Origin of the sequence: Aggregatibacter segnis ATCC 33393, from assembly GCF_000185305.1 — a bacterium.
GTDB lineage: Bacteria > Pseudomonadota > Gammaproteobacteria > Enterobacterales > Pasteurellaceae > Aggregatibacter > Aggregatibacter segnis.
The window spans coordinates 663,578-680,407 of record NZ_GL622200.1; the positions used below are offsets into that span (position 1 = coordinate 663,578).

General features: G+C 44.1%; 14 protein-coding genes. 9 read left to right on the forward strand and 5 right to left on the reverse strand.

From position 1 onward, the window contains the following. Positions 1–14 precede the first annotated feature (14 nt). From mepA to HMPREF9064_RS06205, 8 genes are all read left to right on the forward strand, one after another. On the forward strand, positions 15–887 hold the full coding sequence (gene mepA, locus HMPREF9064_RS06240) for a penicillin-insensitive murein endopeptidase (protein WP_006717635.1): 873 nt from the start codon (positions 15–17) through the stop codon (positions 885–887). A 3-nt stretch (positions 888–890) separates the two neighbouring features. Continuing rightward, a complete protein-coding gene (locus tag HMPREF9064_RS06235) occupies positions 891–1,658 on the forward strand; it encodes a TSUP family transporter (protein WP_006717637.1) in 768 nt (255 codons plus the stop codon). A 36-nt stretch (positions 1,659–1,694) separates the two neighbouring features. Further along, positions 1,695–2,651: a lauroyl-Kdo(2)-lipid IV(A) myristoyltransferase gene (lpxM, locus tag HMPREF9064_RS06230; RefSeq protein ID WP_006717640.1), complete on the forward strand. Its 957-nt coding sequence runs from the start codon at positions 1,695–1,697 to the stop codon at positions 2,649–2,651. Positions 2,652–2,672: 21 nt separating this feature from the next. Further along, on the forward strand, positions 2,673–3,284 hold the full coding sequence (gene apt, locus HMPREF9064_RS06225; protein WP_006717642.1) for an adenine phosphoribosyltransferase: 612 nt from the start codon (positions 2,673–2,675) through the stop codon (positions 3,282–3,284). 25 nt (positions 3,285–3,309) lie between these two features. Then, entirely contained in the window at positions 3,310–5,355 is a 2,046-nt protein-coding gene (dnaX, locus tag HMPREF9064_RS06220) for a DNA polymerase III subunit gamma/tau (RefSeq protein WP_006717644.1), read from the forward strand. Beyond that, a complete protein-coding gene (locus HMPREF9064_RS06215; protein ID WP_006717646.1) occupies positions 5,355–6,233 on the forward strand; it encodes an endonuclease/exonuclease/phosphatase family protein in 879 nt (292 codons plus the stop codon). Before dnaX ends, HMPREF9064_RS06215 begins: the two co-directional genes overlap by 1 nt. Positions 6,234–6,350: 117 nt before the next feature. After that, entirely contained in the window at positions 6,351–7,067 is a 717-nt protein-coding gene (locus tag HMPREF9064_RS06210) for a YwiC-like family protein (RefSeq protein ID WP_006717647.1), read from the forward strand. 4 nt (positions 7,068–7,071) lie between these two features. Continuing rightward, positions 7,072–7,785: a tetratricopeptide repeat protein gene (locus tag HMPREF9064_RS06205; protein ID WP_032998107.1), complete on the forward strand. Its 714-nt coding sequence runs from the start codon at positions 7,072–7,074 to the stop codon at positions 7,783–7,785. A 143-nt stretch (positions 7,786–7,928) separates the two neighbouring features. Here HMPREF9064_RS06205 and parC read toward each other — a convergent pair whose 3' ends face one another. From parC to HMPREF9064_RS06190, 3 genes are all read right to left on the reverse strand, one after another. Then, positions 7,929–10,181, reverse strand: a complete 2,253-nt coding sequence (parC, locus tag HMPREF9064_RS06200; RefSeq protein WP_006717651.1) for a DNA topoisomerase IV subunit A — start codon at positions 10,179–10,181, stop codon at positions 7,929–7,931. A 160-nt stretch (positions 10,182–10,341) separates the two neighbouring features. Then, positions 10,342–12,240 (reverse strand): DNA topoisomerase IV subunit B, encoded by a 1,899-nt coding sequence (gene parE / locus HMPREF9064_RS06195; RefSeq protein WP_032997817.1) that lies wholly within the window; start codon positions 12,238–12,240, stop codon positions 10,342–10,344. A 124-nt stretch (positions 12,241–12,364) separates the two neighbouring features. Next, positions 12,365–13,528, reverse strand: coding sequence for a cytochrome-c peroxidase (locus HMPREF9064_RS06190; protein ID WP_032998109.1), 1,164 nt, complete (start codon positions 13,526–13,528; stop codon positions 12,365–12,367). A 195-nt stretch (positions 13,529–13,723) separates the two neighbouring features. Here HMPREF9064_RS06190 and ytfE point away from each other — a divergent pair, with 195 nt between their 5' ends. Continuing rightward, on the forward strand, positions 13,724–14,401 hold the full coding sequence (gene ytfE / locus HMPREF9064_RS06185) for an iron-sulfur cluster repair protein YtfE (protein ID WP_032997818.1): 678 nt from the start codon (positions 13,724–13,726) through the stop codon (positions 14,399–14,401). Between the two features lie 86 nt (positions 14,402–14,487). On the opposite strand, the gene HMPREF9064_RS06180 is transcribed toward ytfE, so the two are convergent. Together HMPREF9064_RS06180 and ettA are read right to left on the reverse strand one after the other, a co-directional pair. Then, on the reverse strand, positions 14,488–14,859 hold the full coding sequence (locus tag HMPREF9064_RS06180) for a DsrE family protein (protein ID WP_006717659.1): 372 nt from the start codon (positions 14,857–14,859) through the stop codon (positions 14,488–14,490). Between the two features lie 208 nt (positions 14,860–15,067). Further along, entirely contained in the window at positions 15,068–16,738 is a 1,671-nt protein-coding gene (gene ettA / locus HMPREF9064_RS06175) for an energy-dependent translational throttle protein EttA (protein ID WP_006717662.1), read from the reverse strand. Between the last annotated feature and the right edge of the window lie 92 nt (positions 16,739–16,830).

The window sequence follows — 16,830 nt, forward strand, 5'->3', positions numbered from 1 at the left end:
ACAGGGACACCATAATGAATAAGATTTTTCATCAACTCATCAAAAGTGCGGTCATTTTTAGCAGCGTTTTTTTTGCGACCTCCACTTTTGCTGCACCACAAGATTGGCAACAGATCAAACGCCCGATTCCGGCAGAAAACGGCAAAGCCGAGGCGATTGGCAGCTATTCCAACGGCTGTATTATCGGTGCGGAACCCTTGCCTTATAAAGGCGAAGGCTATCAAGTCATTCGTATGAATAAAAACCGTTATTATGGTCATCCGGACATGATTCGTTATTTGCAACGTCTTGGGCAACGCGTCAAAGCGGCTGGTTTACCAACGATGTTGGTTGGGGATATTGCTATGCCGGGGGGCGGACGTTTTTTGACGGGGCACGCCAGTCATCAAATGGGCTTAGATGCTGACATTTGGTTGCGCATGGGCAGTATGTCTGACACTGATGCCTTGAATTCAGATGGAAAAGGTTTGTTGGTGGTGAATCGCAAAGCACAACGGGTGGACGAAAGCATTTGGACAGCAAATCACGCAAAACTGATTAAGTTAGCCGCGGAAGATCCGAAAGTGACGCGTATTTTTGTTAATCCGGCGATTAAGTTAAAGCTCTGTGAAACGGCAGGTTCGGATCGTGCTTGGTTGCATAAAATCCGTCCGTGGTTTGGGCATGACTCGCATTTCCATGTGCGCCTCACTTGTCCGCCGGGAGCACAACACTGCGAAAACCAAGCACCGGTGCCAGCCGGAGATGGTTGTGATAGCGAACTTTATTCTTGGTTTGAACCGCCAAAACCCGGGGCAACACCAAGTAAGCCAAAAGTCACACCGCCGGAACCTTTTTTGTGTCAACAAATCTTGAACTCACCAAATCGGAGTGAATGGTTGGAGTAAGGGATGGAATTCGGTCTTGATATTTTAGCCATTTTATTTGTGGTCGCTTTGGTTGCCGGTTTTATTGATGCGATTGCCGGCGGTGGCGGATTAATTACGATTCCGTCGTTGCTGATGACAGGCATTCCGCCTGCGGTCGCGTTGGGGACTAACAAGCTACAAGCTTGTGGTGGTTCCTTTTCCGCCAGTCTTTATTTTTTACGTAAAAGGGCGGTCAATTTTTCGGAAGTTTGGTTAATCTTGCTGATGATTTTCTTTGGTTCTGTCGCTGGAACGATTTTAATTCAGCTGATTGATGCCTCCGTCATTAAAAAAATTCTGCCATTTTTAATTTTAGCCATCGGTGTTTATTTTTTAGTGACCCCTAAACTGGGCGATGAAGATCGTAAACAACGCCTGTCTTATCCGGTTTTCGCTTTTTGTATCGGCACATTGATGGGTTTTTATGACGGATTTTTCGGGCCGGGCACCGGTTCGATTATGAGCTTGGCATGTGTGACCTTATTGGGTTTTAATTTAGCCAAGGCAACCGCCCATGCCAAAGTCATGAATTTTACCTCTAACTTGGCTTCCTTAATTTTGTTCCTTATTGGGGGGCAAATTTTATGGACGGTCGGTTTGGCTATGATGGCGGGACAATTTATTGGCGCCAATTTAGGCGCTAAAATGGTGATGACAAAAGGTAAAACGTTGATTCGCCCAATGGTGGTGGTTATGTCTTTTATCATGACGATAAAAATGGCCTTTGATCAAGGCTGGTTTAATTTTTAAGGGGATAAAGTGCGGTGAATTTCCGCAACGTTTTTTATGGCAGATTCTCAACAAAATATTCGTTTAACGGCACGTGTCGGCTATGAGCCGCATTTCTCGTGGTCTTATTTAAAGCCTAAATACTGGGGCATTTGGCTCGGTATTTTGGTTTTGCTGTTACTGGCGTTTATTCCTTTTCGTTTGCGCGATAAATTCGCCGCCAAGATTGGTCTGTTGGTTGGACATAAAGCGAAAAAGCAACGCAAACGTGCGCAAATTAATTTGCAATATTGTTTTCCGCAATGGTCGGAACAACACCGCGAACAGGTGATTGATGACATGTTTGTTGTATTGGCGCAAGTGATGCTAGGGATCGGCGAGATTGCGGTGCGTTCAAAAAAACATTTGCAACAGCGCAGTGAATTTATTGGCATTGAGCATATTAAACAGGCAAAAGAGCAGGGTAAAAATGTGATTTTGCTGGTGCCGCACGGTTGGGCGATTGATGCATCAGGGATTATTTTGCACACTCATGGCATTCCGATGACATCCATGTATAACCCGCATCGCAATCCGCTGGTGGATTGGCTTTGGACGCTGGCGCGTCAACGTTTTGGTGGCAAAATGCATGCGCGCCAAAATGGTATCAAACCGTTTTTGAGTCACATTCGACAAGGACAAATGGGTTATTATTTGCCGGACGAAGATTTTGGTGAAGAACAAAGCGTGTATGTGGATTTCTTCGCGACCTACAAAGCAACCTTGCCGGGCATTAATAAAATGGCGAAGTTGGCAAAAGCTGTTGTGATTCCAATGTTTCCGCGTTATAACGCGCAGCTGGGTAAATACCAAATGGAAATTCATCCGGCAATGACACTGAGTGATGATCCGCAGCAATCTGCTCGCGCCATGAACGCAGAAATCGAAAGTTTTGTCACCGAAACACCGGAACAATATGTATGGATTTTGCAGCTTCTGCGTACCCGAAAAAATGGCGAAGATCTTTATGATTAATGTTCGGCAATCTTGCGATTTATGATAATATGCGCGCCGATTTATAATTTTAATTTGTGTGAAAAAACAACCGCACTTTTAGGTAAAAAAATGGAAAAACAACTTGCACTTATTGCTTCCTCAATTAAATCCATTCCTGATCATCCGAAATCGGGAATCATTTTTCGTGATATTACCAGCTTAGTAGAAGAACCGGCGGCGTTTCGCGCGGCGATCGATTTGATGGTGCAACATTGCAAAGATAAAGGCATTAATAAAGTCATTGGGACGGAATCCCGTGGCTTTATTTTTGGTGCACCGGTGGCATTGGCATTAAATGTGCCTTTTGTGTTGGTACGTAAACCGGGTAAATTGCCGCGTGAAACCATTGCGCAATCTTATGAATTGGAATACGGACAAGACACCTTGGAAATTCATGTGGATTCCATTCAAAAAGGTGATAACGTATTGATTATTGATGACTTATTGGCAACAGGCGGAACCGTTGAAGCCACGGTTAAATTAGTACAACGTTTGGGCGGCGAAGTGAAGCATGCGGCATTCGTGATTAATTTACCGGATTTAGGCGGCGAACAACGTTTACGTGGCTTAGGCGTAGAACCTTATACTTTAGTTAATTTTGCCGGTCATTAATTTTCTAAACGGGCAGGGATAAAGCATGAGTTATCAAGTATTAGCAAGAAAATGGCGACCAAAAACCTTTGCTGATGTTGTCGGTCAGCAACATATTTTGACCGCACTTGCTAACGGCTTGCGTGAAAATCGCCTGCATCATGCTTATTTATTTTCCGGCACGCGCGGCGTGGGAAAAACCTCCATTGCCCGTTTATTTGCCAAAGGGCTAAATTGTGTTAACGGTGTGACTGCCGAGCCTTGTGGTGTATGTGAACACTGTAAAGCCATTGAAGAAGGCAATTTTATCGATTTAATTGAAATCGATGCGGCATCCCGCACCAAAGTGGAAGATACACGCGAGCTGTTGGATAACGTGCAATACAAGCCGGTGTTGGGGCGTTATAAAGTGTATCTTATCGATGAAGTGCACATGCTTTCCCGCCATTCTTTCAATGCGCTCTTAAAAACCTTGGAAGAGCCGCCGGAATATGTGAAATTCCTGTTGGCGACTACTGATCCTCATAAACTGCCGGTGACGATTTTATCTCGTTGTATGCAGTTCCATTTGAAAGCCTTGGAGCAATCCCAAATTGCCGAGCATTTAGGATACATCCTAAATCAGGAACAGATTCCCTTTGAGTCTTTAGCATTAGATAAACTTGCCAGTGCGGCACAAGGCAGTATCCGCGACAGCCTCAGTTTGACAGATCAAGCCATTGCAATGAGTAACGGCAATGTCACGCTCAATATTGTCAATGAAATGTTGGGTTTATTGGATGAAACCCAAGCCATTGAGATGATTTATGCCTTGCAACAAGGCAATGGCGAAAAACTCATGCAAGTTGTCAGTGAGGTGGCGAATAAAGCAGGTGATTGGGATGAGCTGTTGCGTGAAGTTGCAGAAAATTTGCATAAGATCGCAATGCAGCAATTATTACCACAAGCCTCGTTAACGGAAGCGGATCACATTAGCTTTTTAGCGAAACATATCGCACCACAGGACGTACAGTTTTTCTATCAAGTGGTGGTAAGCGGCCGGAAAGAATTAAGTTTGGCACCAACAGCGCGCATGGGCGCAGAAATGGTGTTATTGCGTGCGTTGGCGTTTCATCCGAAATTCATTGGTCAACCGCTAAACCTTGAAAACAGCACGCAAGAAAGTTCACCAAAAAATCCATCAAGTGCGGTGGAAAATCATGTTAAATCTTCTGGGCAAACTGCTTCAGCGGCAATTGAAATGCCAGTGGTTTCTCAGGCGATAAAAGCGCATTATCAAGATCGTAAAAAATCCACTACGAATGAAACCGTGGCAAAAAGCGCGCAACCTCAATTCACGCAATCGGCAGAACCCTTGGTGAGTTCGCCTGTACTTGGCGCATTAAACGGGTTAGACCAACTGGATGCGATGCCGAGTAGCCCTTCTCAAGAAAAAAAAAAGTCTGAGCGCCTAGCACAACATTCCTCTGAAAAACTGACCGCACTTTCTCATGCTTCTGACACCTTGGATGCTAAAAGTGCGATGGAAAATCCGAATGAATCGGAGAGCGAAGAAAACGATTCAGATGGGCTAGGCGAAGATTACCGTTGGGAGTGGAGCAACCCGGAGCTAGCACAGGTTGAACAAGGCCCCAAACCTTCGGACATTAAGGCCGCCATTCTGCAAGACATCACTCCTGAATTACAGCAAAAAATTGTCCATTTAACGGAAGAACAAGATCGCTGGGCACAGTTAATTGAACAAAGCGGTGTGGAAAATCTCACCAAAGAATTTGCCTTAAATACCTTTATTTGGACGGAAAGCGAAGACGCGTTTAAATTGGGCGTACGTTCCAGCCATGCACATTTGAATCAAGATAAGCATTGCAAATTGTTGCAGCAGTCGGTTTCACATGTGTTAGGGAAAACCATTGTATTGACCGTTGAAATCAATGATGACGAGCACTATCTCACGCCGACAGATTATCGCCGTAAAATTTATGCTCAATTACGGGAGCAGGCGAAACAGGATTTATTGCAGGATCAAAAATTGCAATTATTGGAACGCGAATTTGATTGTAGCGTTGATGTGAAAAGTATTCGTCCGGTGTAATGATGTTTAGAAAACATGCCTTTAAATTCCTCGCGTTTCTCATTTTTCTTATAGCGGCGATTACCGGTTATCTTGTTTATAGCTTAACGATTTTCTCTCCCGTCAATATTCACTTTAGCACGACGCCAAATCTCATCTATCATCCGATAAAAAAACAGGATGAGTTAATTTGTTATCAAGCAGAGCAGACTCCACCGGAAATACCACAAAAGACATTTCGTTTATTGGTTTGGAATTTGCATAAAGGACAAGATGCCGGTTGGCAAGAAGCGCTGGAGCGTTTTGCGCAAGAGCGGGATATTTTGCTATTGCAGGAAGTCTTAAATACGCAGGGGTTGGCTGCGCAATATTCATTGTCATTTCCTACCGCACTTTACGCGAGCGCCTTTGCTTATTTACAACAACAATCAGGCGTTGAAATTCTCTCTCAATTTGCACCGCACTTTTACTGTGCCGGCTCAAAACCCGAACCTTGGATTCGTATTCCCAAAGTGGGCGCGGCGATGAGTTTGCCTCTGCCCAACAGGCAAGCGCTGTTATTGGTCAACGTGCATTTGATTAATTTTGAAATAAACCCGACGGCTTATGAAGAACAACTTCGCACACTGATGCAGTTAGTTTCGCAACATCAAGGCCCGCTTGTGTTATCCGGTGATTTTAATTCTTGGAACGGTTATCGTATGCGGATCATCCGAGAATTGATAAAGGAATTCGGTTTGATTGAAGTCCCTTTTGCACAAGATCACCGATTACGTTTTTTAGGCAATCCGTTGGATCATGTTTTTGTGCGTGGGCTGAACGTATTAAATGCGACAACAGAACCAACGGAAAGCTCTGATCATGCCCCGTTGTTATTGGATCTGGAATTAGCCGATTAAACATTGAATGCAAGTTAGTTTGTTTTTCGTAATAAAAATAATTCGCAAGAGCTATGTTCATCTAAATGAAAAACCTCTAAAATTCGTAAACTTATTAACCAATCACAAGTCTTATTTATGAAACTATTGATTTCGAATCAACACGGTGCCATCGTCATGGCGCTCATGCCATTTTTATATGGAATGTTGCTCAGCAACCCGATTTGGCAACACATTTTCTTTTTGCTAGCATGGTTTTCCTTGTATTTAATGACCTATCCGTTTCTGAATTTATTTAAAGGCAGAAATTTGGAACTGTATATCAAATGGTCGTGGATTTATTTCTTCGCCTGTGTCATTTTTGCTATTCCGGTTTTGATTTATAACTGGCATACGGCGTTATTTGTGGCAGCCATGTTGCCGTTCGTGTTAGTCAGTATTTATTACGTTAAGCAAAAAGATGAGCGCGCTTTTTTAAATGATTTAGCGGGTATTGTGATTTTTGCCATTGCCGGCATGGGATCCTATTATTTTCCTGACCGCACTTTTGATGACAAAATTTGGCTAGTAGCGCTGTATCCGAGCTTATTTTTTATCGGTACGACCTTATATGTGAAATCCGTTATGCGCGAGCGTAAAAATCCGTTATATTTAAAATTGTCCATCGGCTTTCACGCTCTTTGTATTCTCGGATTTATTCTCGTAGATCAATATCTCATGGCGTTAGCATTTGTGCCGCCATTCATCCGAGCCATTTGGCTGCCGCAGAAAAAAATGTCGGTAAAACAAGTGGGCTTCACCGAAATCGGTATTTCCCTGTTGTTTTTTGCTAATTTGCTTTATGCCACTTTATAAAAAAATGATGAAAAAACGGTTAAAGCATTTTGCAATCGGTCTGGGCTTATTTAGTTTTTCTGCACTTGCTGTAGAAACGCCGGTTTTTTCCGTGGTTCAAACCGTGGAAGAAAGCGGGAAACTGTTGCGTAATGAACTTACGAATGATCAGCTAAGAGATTGGGGGCGAGCTTTTTTTCAACGCAATGATATGCCCTCCGTGTTTAATGTGATGTATCTTCTTGCATTGAAAGGTGATCGACGCGCACAGTTGGATCTTGGGCGACTTTATTTTCGTGGAGAAGGTGTCGAACAAAACTATGAAAAAGCCTATTGGTGGTTCAGCGAGGCCGCAGAACAGGGAAGCAGAATTGCGGTAACCAATTTAGGTATTCTTTACGCCGGTGGTTATGGTGTCAAAAAAAATCTTAACCACGGGATTTATTTATTGGAGAAAACCGCGTCAGCTAATGACTCACAGGCGATGCTCGTTTTAGGCACTCTGTACTATAACGAAATTAAAATTAGAGACTTTAATAAAGCTTTCAAGTGGTTGGAAAAAGGGGCTAAACAAGGTAATGAAGAGGCTATTTTCCGCTTAGCGTTAATGTATGAACGAGGCGAAGGAACAAAACGCAATCGACCGATGGCGATTTCTATTTATAAAGATTTAATCGCACAACAAAGCCGTTTTTCAGAGGAAGCAAAAGAGCGATTAAATATATTGAGTGATGATTAGCAAAGATAAAAATCCACCTTTTAAGGTGGATTTTTTGTTTGTATTACCGTGATAATTTCAATAAAAAACAACCGGAAAACCCACCGCACTTTTCATATAAAAAAGGACGCCAATCATGCGTCCTTTTAAATCTTAACTTAGTCTCATTCCTGCGGTGTCACCACTTCAATTTCCACATTGCTATGTAAGCCTCGCGGTAACTGCGTCCCTTTGCGACCCCGTTCAGCGCGGAATTTCTGTAAATCTTCCGGCTTCAAGGTCACTTTACGTTTTCCGGAATGGAAGACGAGGCTGGAATTTTCTTCAATTAACAATAACCGCACCAGCAATTCAGAACGTGCTTTTGCGTTGGCGGATGGAATTGTGACGATTTTGTTGCCTTTGCCTTTGGACAGTTCCGGTAAATCTTGTGCAGGGAAAATCAGCATTCTGCCGGCGGAGGTGAGTGCCACCAAAAGTGCGGTCGGATTTTTCAGTGTTAACGGTGGTAACACTTTGGCATTTTCTGGTAAGGAAATGAGCGCTTTACCGGCTTTGTTACGGGCGACTAAATCGGCGAATTTACAAATAAAGCCATAGCCTGCATCGGATGCCATGAGCAACGGTTGATCTTCATTTTCAATCAGCAGCTGATCAACGGTTGCGCCTGCCGGCAGGGTAAGTTTACCGGTGAGCGGCTCGCCTTGGGAGCGGGCAGACGGCAGACTTAGCGGATCCAGTGCATAACTGCGTCCTGTGCTGTCGATAAACACCGCCGGTTGATTGCTTTTACCGTAGGCATGCGCCAAATATTTGTCGCCGGCTTTGTAGCTTAAGCCTTGCGGATCAATGTCATGCCCTTTCGCACAACGCACCCAACCCATTTCCGATAAAATCACCGTCACCGGTTCTGTCGGCAGCATTTCATTTTCTGCAATGGCTTTGGCTTCCGCTCGTTCAACTAACGGCGAACGGCGTGGGCTAGCGTACGTTTTGGCATCTTGTTGAATTTCTTTTTTCAACAGCGTATTTAAACGGCGTTCGGAGCCTAAAATCTCTTCCAAAGATGACCGCTCTTTTTCCAGCTCCGCTTGTTCCGCTTGCAACTGATGTTCTTCCAGTTTCGCCAAATGACGCAAACGCAAGTTCAAAATGGCTTCCGCTTGTGCATCGCTTAAATTGAAACGTGCCATTAATTCGGCTTTCGGCTCATCTTCGTGACGGATGATTTCGATGACTTCATCAATATTCAAAAAGGCAATCATCAAACCTTGCAAGATATGCAGGCGTGCAAGCACTTTGTCTAAGCGATATTGCAAGCGTCGGGTCACGGTGGTACGACGGAAAGTCAGCCATTCGGTGAGGATTTCCAACAGATTTTTCACTGCCGGTTTGTAATCCAAACCAATCATGTTCATGTTGACACGATAGCTTTTTTCCAAATCGGTGGTGGCAAATAAATGCGCCATCATAGCATCGGTATCTACGCGATTCGAACGCGGCACGATCACAATGCGCACCGGATTTTCATGATCTGCTTCATCACGAATATCTTCTACCATCGGCAGTTTTTTCGCGGTCATTTGCTCGGCAATTTGCGCAATCACTTTGGATGGCGAGGCTTGGTGCGGCAGAGCGCTGATAATGATTTCCCCATCTTCTTTCTTCCATGCGGCGCGCATTTTGATAGAGCCGCGACCTTGTTGATATATTTTGCGAATTTCTTCTTTCGGCGAAATGATTTCTGCCTCTGTTGGGAAATCCGGGCCTTGTACTACGGTCAACAAATCATTCAAGGTCGTTTTCGGATTATCCAGCAACATCACTGCAGCATCGGCGATTTCATTAATGTTGTGCGGAGGAATATCCGTTGCCATCCCCACCGCAATCCCTGTCGTGCCGTTGAGTAAAATATGCGGCAAACGTGCCGGCAAATATTGCGGTTCTTCTAAGGTACCGTCAAAGTTCGGTTGATAATCTACAGTACCTTGACCGAGCTCTGCCAATAGAACTTCTGAAATTTTAGATAAACGGGATTCCGTATAACGCATCGCCGCGAAAGATTTCGGATCGTCCACCGCGCCCCAGTTGCCTTGTCCGTCAACTAATGGGTAACGGTAAGAGAAGGGCTGCGCCATCAACACCATAGCTTCATAGCAAGCGCTATCGCCGTGCGGGTGGAATTTACCCAACACATCCCCCACAGTACGGGCAGATTTTTTATATTTTGCCGCTGCATTCAGCCCAAGCTCGGACATGGCATAAATAATGCGTCGCTGTACCGGCTTCAAACCATCACCGATAAACGGCAAGGCGCGATCCATGATGACGTACATGGAGTAGTTGAGATACGCCCTTTCGGTGAAGTGGCGTAGTGGCATTTGTTCGATGCCTTCGTAGTTGATGGAGTCTGTCATGATTTATTTTTGCGTTTTATTTATGTCGATAATGTTCATTTAATTTATTGGTTTCGCCAAATTTCCCCTCTTTTGTAAAGAGGGGCGAGGGGGAGATTTAAAGTGCGGTTGATTTTTGAAATGTTTTGAGGTGTTTAAAAATGTTACCGCACTTTTCTTCTTACACAGCCAAATCCACTTGATCCCCTTTCGCTTGCAACCAGTTTTTACGGTCTTCAGCGCGTTTTTTGGCCAGTAGCATATCCATGGTTTCGATCGTTTCTTGGCTTTGTTCGCCTTGTGCTTCAAAGGTGAGTTGCACTAAACGACGGGTGTTCGGATCCATTGTGGTTTCGCGTAATTGCATTGGGTTCATTTCGCCCAACCCTTTAAAACGCTGTACGTTTGGCTTGCCTTTTTTCCCTTTCAGACGATCCAAGATAGCGTCTTTTTCACTTTCATCGAGGGCATAGAACACCTCTTTGCCTAAGTCGATTCGATAGAGTGGTGGCATCGCCACATACACATGGCCTTGTTCCACCAGTTTCGGGAAGTGGCGTAGGAAGAGGGCGCAAAGTAGGGTGGCAATATGTAATCCATCCGAATCAGCATCGGCGAGAATACAGACCTTGCCGTAGCGTAATTGGGATAAATCATCGTTGTCGGGGTCAATACCCAATGCCACGGCAATGTCATGCACTTCTTGTGAGGCTAACACTTGCTCCGGTGAGACTTCCCATGTGTTCAAGATTTTACCGCGCAACGGCAAAATCGCTTGGTATTCACGTTCTCGAGCTTGCTTGGCAGAACCGCCTGCGGAATCCCCTTCCACGAGGAATAGTTCGGTTAAATTGATATCTTGTGAGCTGCAGTCGGCGAGTTTTCCGGGTAGCGCAGGGCCGCTCACCAGTTTTTTACGCACCACTTTCTTCGCTGCACGCAAACGGCGTTGGGCGGAACTGATCGCCATATCTGCCAATAATTCGGCAGTTTGAACGTTTTGGTTTAGCCATAAACTGAAAGCATCTTTCACAACACCGCCAATAAACACCGCACTTTGACGGGAGGAAAGGCGTTCTTTGGTTTGTCCGGCGAATTGTGGATCTTGCATTTTAAGGGAAAGTACATAAGCACAACGATCCCATAAGTCGTCAGCGGTGAGTTTCACGCCGCGCGGCAATAAATTGCGGAATTCGCAGAACTCACGCATGGCATCTAATAAGCCTTGACGCAAACCGTTGACGTGCGTGCCGCCAAGTGCGGTCGGAATAAGGTTTACATAGCTTTCGCCAATGAGTTCGCCACCTTCCGGCAACCATAATAACGCCCAAGATACCGCTTCTTTTTCGCCTTTAAATTCACCGATAAACGGTTGTTCCGGTAAGGTGACTAAACCGTTTACCGCTTCCATTAAATAGTCGTTCAAGCCGTCTTGATAAAGCCAAGTGTCTTCGGTGTCATTCACTTTATCGATAAATTTAATTTCTAGCCCTGAGCACAACACGGCTTTGGCGCGGAGTAAATGACGCAAACGGCTGACGGAGAATTTTTCGCTGTCGAAATATTTAGGATTCGGTTTGAAATGCACAGTGGTGCCGGTCGTGCGACGACCGCAGGTACCGATAACGGTGAGGTCTTCCACTTTTTGACCATTTTCAAAGGCGATTTTATACACTTCGCCGTTACGTTTAACGGTGACATCAACTCGCTCGGATAAGGCGTTCACCACAGAAATTCCCACCCCGTGCAAACCACCGGAGAACGTGTAATTTTTATTAGAGAATTTACCGCCGGCGTGCAGTTTGCTCATGATCACTTCTACGCCGGATACTTTTTCCACCGGGTGAATATCTACTGGCATACCGCGCCCGTTGTCAGTCACTTCAATGGATTGATCTTTATGCAAAATCACTTCGATTTTCGTGGCAAAACCGGCAAGGGCTTCGTCCACGCTGTTGTCGATAACTTCTTGTGCGAGGTGATTTGGGCGAGTGGTGTCGGTGTACATACCCGGGCGGAGTTGTACCGGTTCAAGGTCTTTTAAAACGGTGATTTCGTTGGCGGAATAATTCGTTGTCATAGTCATTCATTCATAAAATCTTGGAAGCAAAATTGCGCGGGATTATAGCAAAAAACAACGGGATTTTTAACCGCACTTTTCGTGCTGAGAGAAGAGAAAAGTGCGGTCATTTTGGTGAGTGTTTTTACTGTTGTTTGAGCAGCGTTTCGTAGCGTTCGTCCGTTAAGGTCTTCAGAAAGGCTTCAAGGTCATCCAGTTGTTCGTCGCTTAACGGTGGCGCTTTGAGTTCTTCAAGATTCATCGTTGCGGCGTATTCCGGTGCTTCCCAAGGTTGCTGGGTTTCAGGATTCAGTTTACGTGCAGGGTTGTTAAAATGATCGAAATATTCCAACACGGTGCGCAAATGTTTAAACACGCCGTTGTGCATATAAGGTGCGGTGACGGCAATGTTGCGCAGGGTAGGTACTTTGAATTTTCCCTTTTGGCGTTGATCGCCGTTGACCATTGGGTTATCCAACAAACCGTTATCGATAAAATCCTGGCTGAGCTGATTATGTGCGATTAAACGCTGATTTTTAGGCACGCCCATGTTGTAGTAGCGATAATTGGTGAAAGTTTCTTCCTTATGTTCGGCATCTTGCGCTTGATGGCAGTTGCTACAGTTGGTTTTGGTGTTATCAAAAAATAATTGTTTACCACGTTCTTCTTGGGCGGTCATCGCATATTTACCTTGTAGCGATTTATCGTATTTGGCATCAAAAGGATGCAATAAACGTTTTTCTTGTTGGAATACAGCGAGGGCATCTTCCATGGCAGAATAAACACGATCTACACTTTCCCAAGTTTCTTTACCGTAATGTTGAGTAAAGAGCGTGAGATACATTGGTGTATTGAAAATTCGTTTAGCAACGGAAAGTTTGTCCGGCATCCCCATTTCCACCGGATTGATTGGCGGCCCGCCGGCTTGTTCTGCTAAGTTCTTAGCACGCCCATCCCAGAATTGACCACCCACATAATCCTGAATTTTTTCATCGTAATGAAATTCCGGTGCATAGCTTGCATAAAGCATGGTTGGCGCATTCCGCGTGCCGAACCGCGTCGGATCATCACCTTGAGAGACCATTTTGTCTGCGCTGTTTTCTCGTAAGTCCACAAAGGCAGTGTCCGGGCTGTGGCAACTGGAACAGTTTTGGTTGCCGTGTAGAGAGAGGTTGTTATCAAAAAATAAAATTTGTCCCAATAATGCCTTATCAATTCCGCCTTTCGGCATTTCGCGGGCTTCTTTTTCTAGCGCCAAGGCAGACATTGGCAGCCATGCGGCAAGTAGCATTGTAAATAAACGGTTCATGGTTTGTCCTGGTAATAAAATGATGTTCTTTAGCATACCCTTTTTTCCCTTTTTTCTGTCTTACTCTTTTAAGGTATGACTTTTGACCTGAATCATACAAAATCACTTTTTTTGAAAAAGTGCTTTATCTTCCCGTTAAATAGTTTACTATTTCAGTCGGTTTTTTTGTTATCCACAATTATGGGGGAAATTATTATGTCTTTTGCCGATAAAAAATTAAGTGAAATTGCGATTTCAATTCCGGGATCAACCGCACTTTTACGTGAATATGATTTAGATTTTTGTTGTGGTGGTGCCGATACATTAGGTGCTGCAGTAGCAGAGAAAAATTTAAATTTAGCGGAAATTGAAGCGCGTTTAACAGAATTGCAAAATAGTAAAAAACAGGACGATGAACAACGTTGGTTGACAGCACCTTACGCAGATATCATCGAGCACATTATTCATCGTTATCATGAACGTCACAAACAACAGCTTTCTGAACTTTTTGTCTTGGCTGAGCGAGTAGAATCCGTTCACGGCGATCGTGATGATTGTCCAATTGGCGTTGCGGCTGAAATTCAAAATATTTATGCCGATTTAACAAGCCATATGATGAAAGAAGAGCAAATTTTGTTCCCGATGATCAAAATGGGTAACTATGCGATGGCAAGAATGCCGATTCAAGTAATGGAACATGAACATGCTGAACACGGTGAGCATTTGGATGTATTGAAAGCGTTGACCAATAACTTAACGCCACCGGCAGATGCGTGTAATACTTGGCGTGCCCTCTATAGTGGGATTCAAGAATTTATGGATGATTTAATGATGCACATTCATACAGAAAATAATATTCTGTTTCCACGTGTGATTGAGGAAGGCAGCAGATAAACCCTGTTTTAACAATTTGACGTGTATAAAGAAAGCCATTAAATGCGATGTTTAATGGCTTTTTTATTTGTAACGATATAAAAAGATTAATTCAGTTGAAGTTGTCTTTGTGAAGCAAATAAGGATTCTGTAATAAAGCTGGCAGTCACAATTTCTGCTTCAGGATAAAGGCTTTCTTCGGATACGCCGTTATGTTGCATACAGGAAGAACACACAGCAATTCTACCACCTTTTGCAATAAAGGTATCAATGAGTTCACGAACCGGTTTGAACGGTGCGCCAATATCGATTTTATCGCCGTAACCTTTAGCGCCGAGATGAACGGCATCAGAAAGCAATAAAATAACAGTGTCTTTGCCTTTTTCTAGGGCGTTTATTCCGACAGTAAAAGCAATAGTAACATTATTTGGATCGCGCTCATGGGCAGTTAATGTAATTAATAAATCAATGTTTTTCATGATGTTTCCTCTACGTTTTGGCCTGTTAAATAAAATAATTTATATATTTATATTTTTTGATTTTAAAGAGTTTTATTTCATTTGGCTGTGATTAAAATCACAAAATGAGAAATAAGTGAAATGTGGTTGTAAATATGTTGAGGAAATATAAAAAATAACCCCAGATTCAATGAAGTCTGGGGTTAAGGGTAAAACAATAAAGGCTTACTTATTTCGCAATACGTTTATATTTCATGCGATGTGGTTGAAGGGCTTCAGCACCGAAGGTTTTCTTCTTCCATTCTTCATAATCGGAGAAGTTGCCTTCATAGAAGGTTACCTTGCCTTCATCACCGTAGTCTAAAATATGTGTAGCGATACGGTCCAAGAACCAGCGGTCATGGGAAATGACCATAGCACAGCCCGGGAATTCTAAGATAGCATTTTCCAATGCGCGTAAGGTTTCCACATCAAGGTCGTTGGTCGGTTCGTCCAGTAACAATACGTTACCGCCGGCTTGTAACAATTTTGCTAGATGCAAACGACCGCGTTCACCACCGGAAAGTTCACCCACGCGTTTTTGCTGATCCACGCCTTTGAAGTTGAAGCGTCCTACATAAGCACGGCTTGGAATTTCAAAGTTGCCGATGGTTAAAATATCTTGTCCGTTAGAAACTTCTTCCCACACGGTTTTCTTGTCATCCATCGCATCACGGAATTGATCTACGGAAGCTAACACGACGGTTTCACCTAAGGTGATGGAACCTGAATCCGGTTGTTCTTTACCGGAAAGCATACGGAATAAGGTCGATTTACCCGCGCCGTTCGCTCCAATAATCCCAACGATAGCGCCTTTCGGAATACTGAAAGACAAATCGTCGATTAAAGTGCGGTCGCCGTAGGATTTACTTAAATGCTGCACTTCAATGACTTTATCGCCTAAGCGTGGACCAGGTGGAATAAAGAGTTCGTTGGTTTCGTTACGTTTTTGATATTCGCCGGAATTAAGTTCCTCAAAACGGGCCATACGCGCTTTGCTTTTCGCTTGACGACCTTTTGGATTTTGGCGTACCCATTCCAATTCTTTCTCAATGGATTTTTGGCGGGCAGATTCTTGCGCTTGTTCTTGCGCCAAACGTTTTTCTTTTTGTTCCAACCAAGAAGAGTAGTTGCCTTCCCAAGGAATACCTTCACCACGGTCAAGCTCCAAGATCCAACCGGCAACGTTATCTAAGAAGTAACGGTCGTGGGTAATTGCCACAACGGTGCCTTCGTAGTCGTGTAAGAAGCGCTCTAACCAGGCCACGGATTCTGCATCCAAGTGGTTGGTCGGTTCGTCTAACAACAACATATCCGGTTTTTCGAGCAATAAACGGCAAAGTGCCACACGACGGCGTTCCCCCCCGGATAAATGCTCGATTTTGGCATCCCAATCAGGCAAACGTAACGCATCAGCTGCGCGTTCTAATTGGTTATCTAAATTATGCCCGTCATGCGCTTGAATGATGGCTTCTAATTCTGCTTGTTCGGCAGCGAGCTTGTCGAAATCTGCATCGGGATCGGCATATAAGGCATAAACTTCATCTAAACGCGTTAACGCACGTTTAACGTCACCCACGGCTTCTTCAATCGCTTCACGCACAGTTTGTTGCGGTTCAAGTTTTGGTTCTTGAGGAAGATAACCGATTTTAATGCCGGGTTGCGGACGAGCTTCCCCTTCGATTTCTTTATCAATGCCCGCCATAATGCGAAGCAACGTGGATTTACCTGCGCCGTTTAAGCCGAGCACACCAATTTTGGCTCCCGGGAAAAAGCTCAGGGAAATATCTTTTAGAATATGACGTTTCGGCGGAACCACTTTGCCTACTCGGTGCATCGTGTAAACGAATTGTGTTGACATAATTTTTCTCTGGTTAAGGGAAAAGTGCGGTCATTTTTATCGCTGTTTTTACATGCGGAATGACCTAAGGAAACAATAAATCATAAAAATCG

Bases quoted from the DNA above. Each gene is read 5' to 3' on its own strand.
- mepA (WP_006717635.1), top strand. From the start codon at position 15: ATGAATAAGATTTTTCATCAACTCATCAAAAGTGCGGTCATTTTTAGC.
- HMPREF9064_RS06235 (WP_006717637.1), top strand. From the start codon at position 891: ATGGAATTCGGTCTTGATATTTTAGCCATTTTATTTGTGGTCGCTTTG.
- lpxM (WP_006717640.1), top strand. From the start codon at position 1,695: ATGGCAGATTCTCAACAAAATATTCGTTTAACGGCACGTGTCGGCTAT.
- apt (WP_006717642.1), top strand. From the start codon at position 2,673: ATGATAATATGCGCGCCGATTTATAATTTTAATTTGTGTGAAAAAACA.
- dnaX (WP_006717644.1), top strand. From the start codon at position 3,310: ATGAGTTATCAAGTATTAGCAAGAAAATGGCGACCAAAAACCTTTGCT.
- HMPREF9064_RS06215 (WP_006717646.1), top strand. From the start codon at position 5,355: ATGATGTTTAGAAAACATGCCTTTAAATTCCTCGCGTTTCTCATTTTT.
- HMPREF9064_RS06210 (WP_006717647.1), top strand. From the start codon at position 6,351: ATGAAACTATTGATTTCGAATCAACACGGTGCCATCGTCATGGCGCTC.
- HMPREF9064_RS06205 (WP_032998107.1), top strand. From the start codon at position 7,072: ATGATGAAAAAACGGTTAAAGCATTTTGCAATCGGTCTGGGCTTATTT.
- parC (WP_006717651.1), bottom strand. From the start codon at position 10,181: ATGACAGACTCCATCAACTACGAAGGCATCGAACAAATGCCACTACGC.
- parE (WP_032997817.1), bottom strand. From the start codon at position 12,240: ATGACAACGAATTATTCCGCCAACGAAATCACCGTTTTAAAAGACCTT.
- HMPREF9064_RS06190 (WP_032998109.1), bottom strand. From the start codon at position 13,528: ATGAACCGTTTATTTACAATGCTACTTGCCGCATGGCTGCCAATGTCT.
- ytfE (WP_032997818.1), top strand. From the start codon at position 13,724: ATGTCTTTTGCCGATAAAAAATTAAGTGAAATTGCGATTTCAATTCCG.
- HMPREF9064_RS06180 (WP_006717659.1), bottom strand. From the start codon at position 14,859: ATGAAAAACATTGATTTATTAATTACATTAACTGCCCATGAGCGCGAT.
- ettA (WP_006717662.1), bottom strand. From the start codon at position 16,738: ATGTCAACACAATTCGTTTACACGATGCACCGAGTAGGCAAAGTGGTT.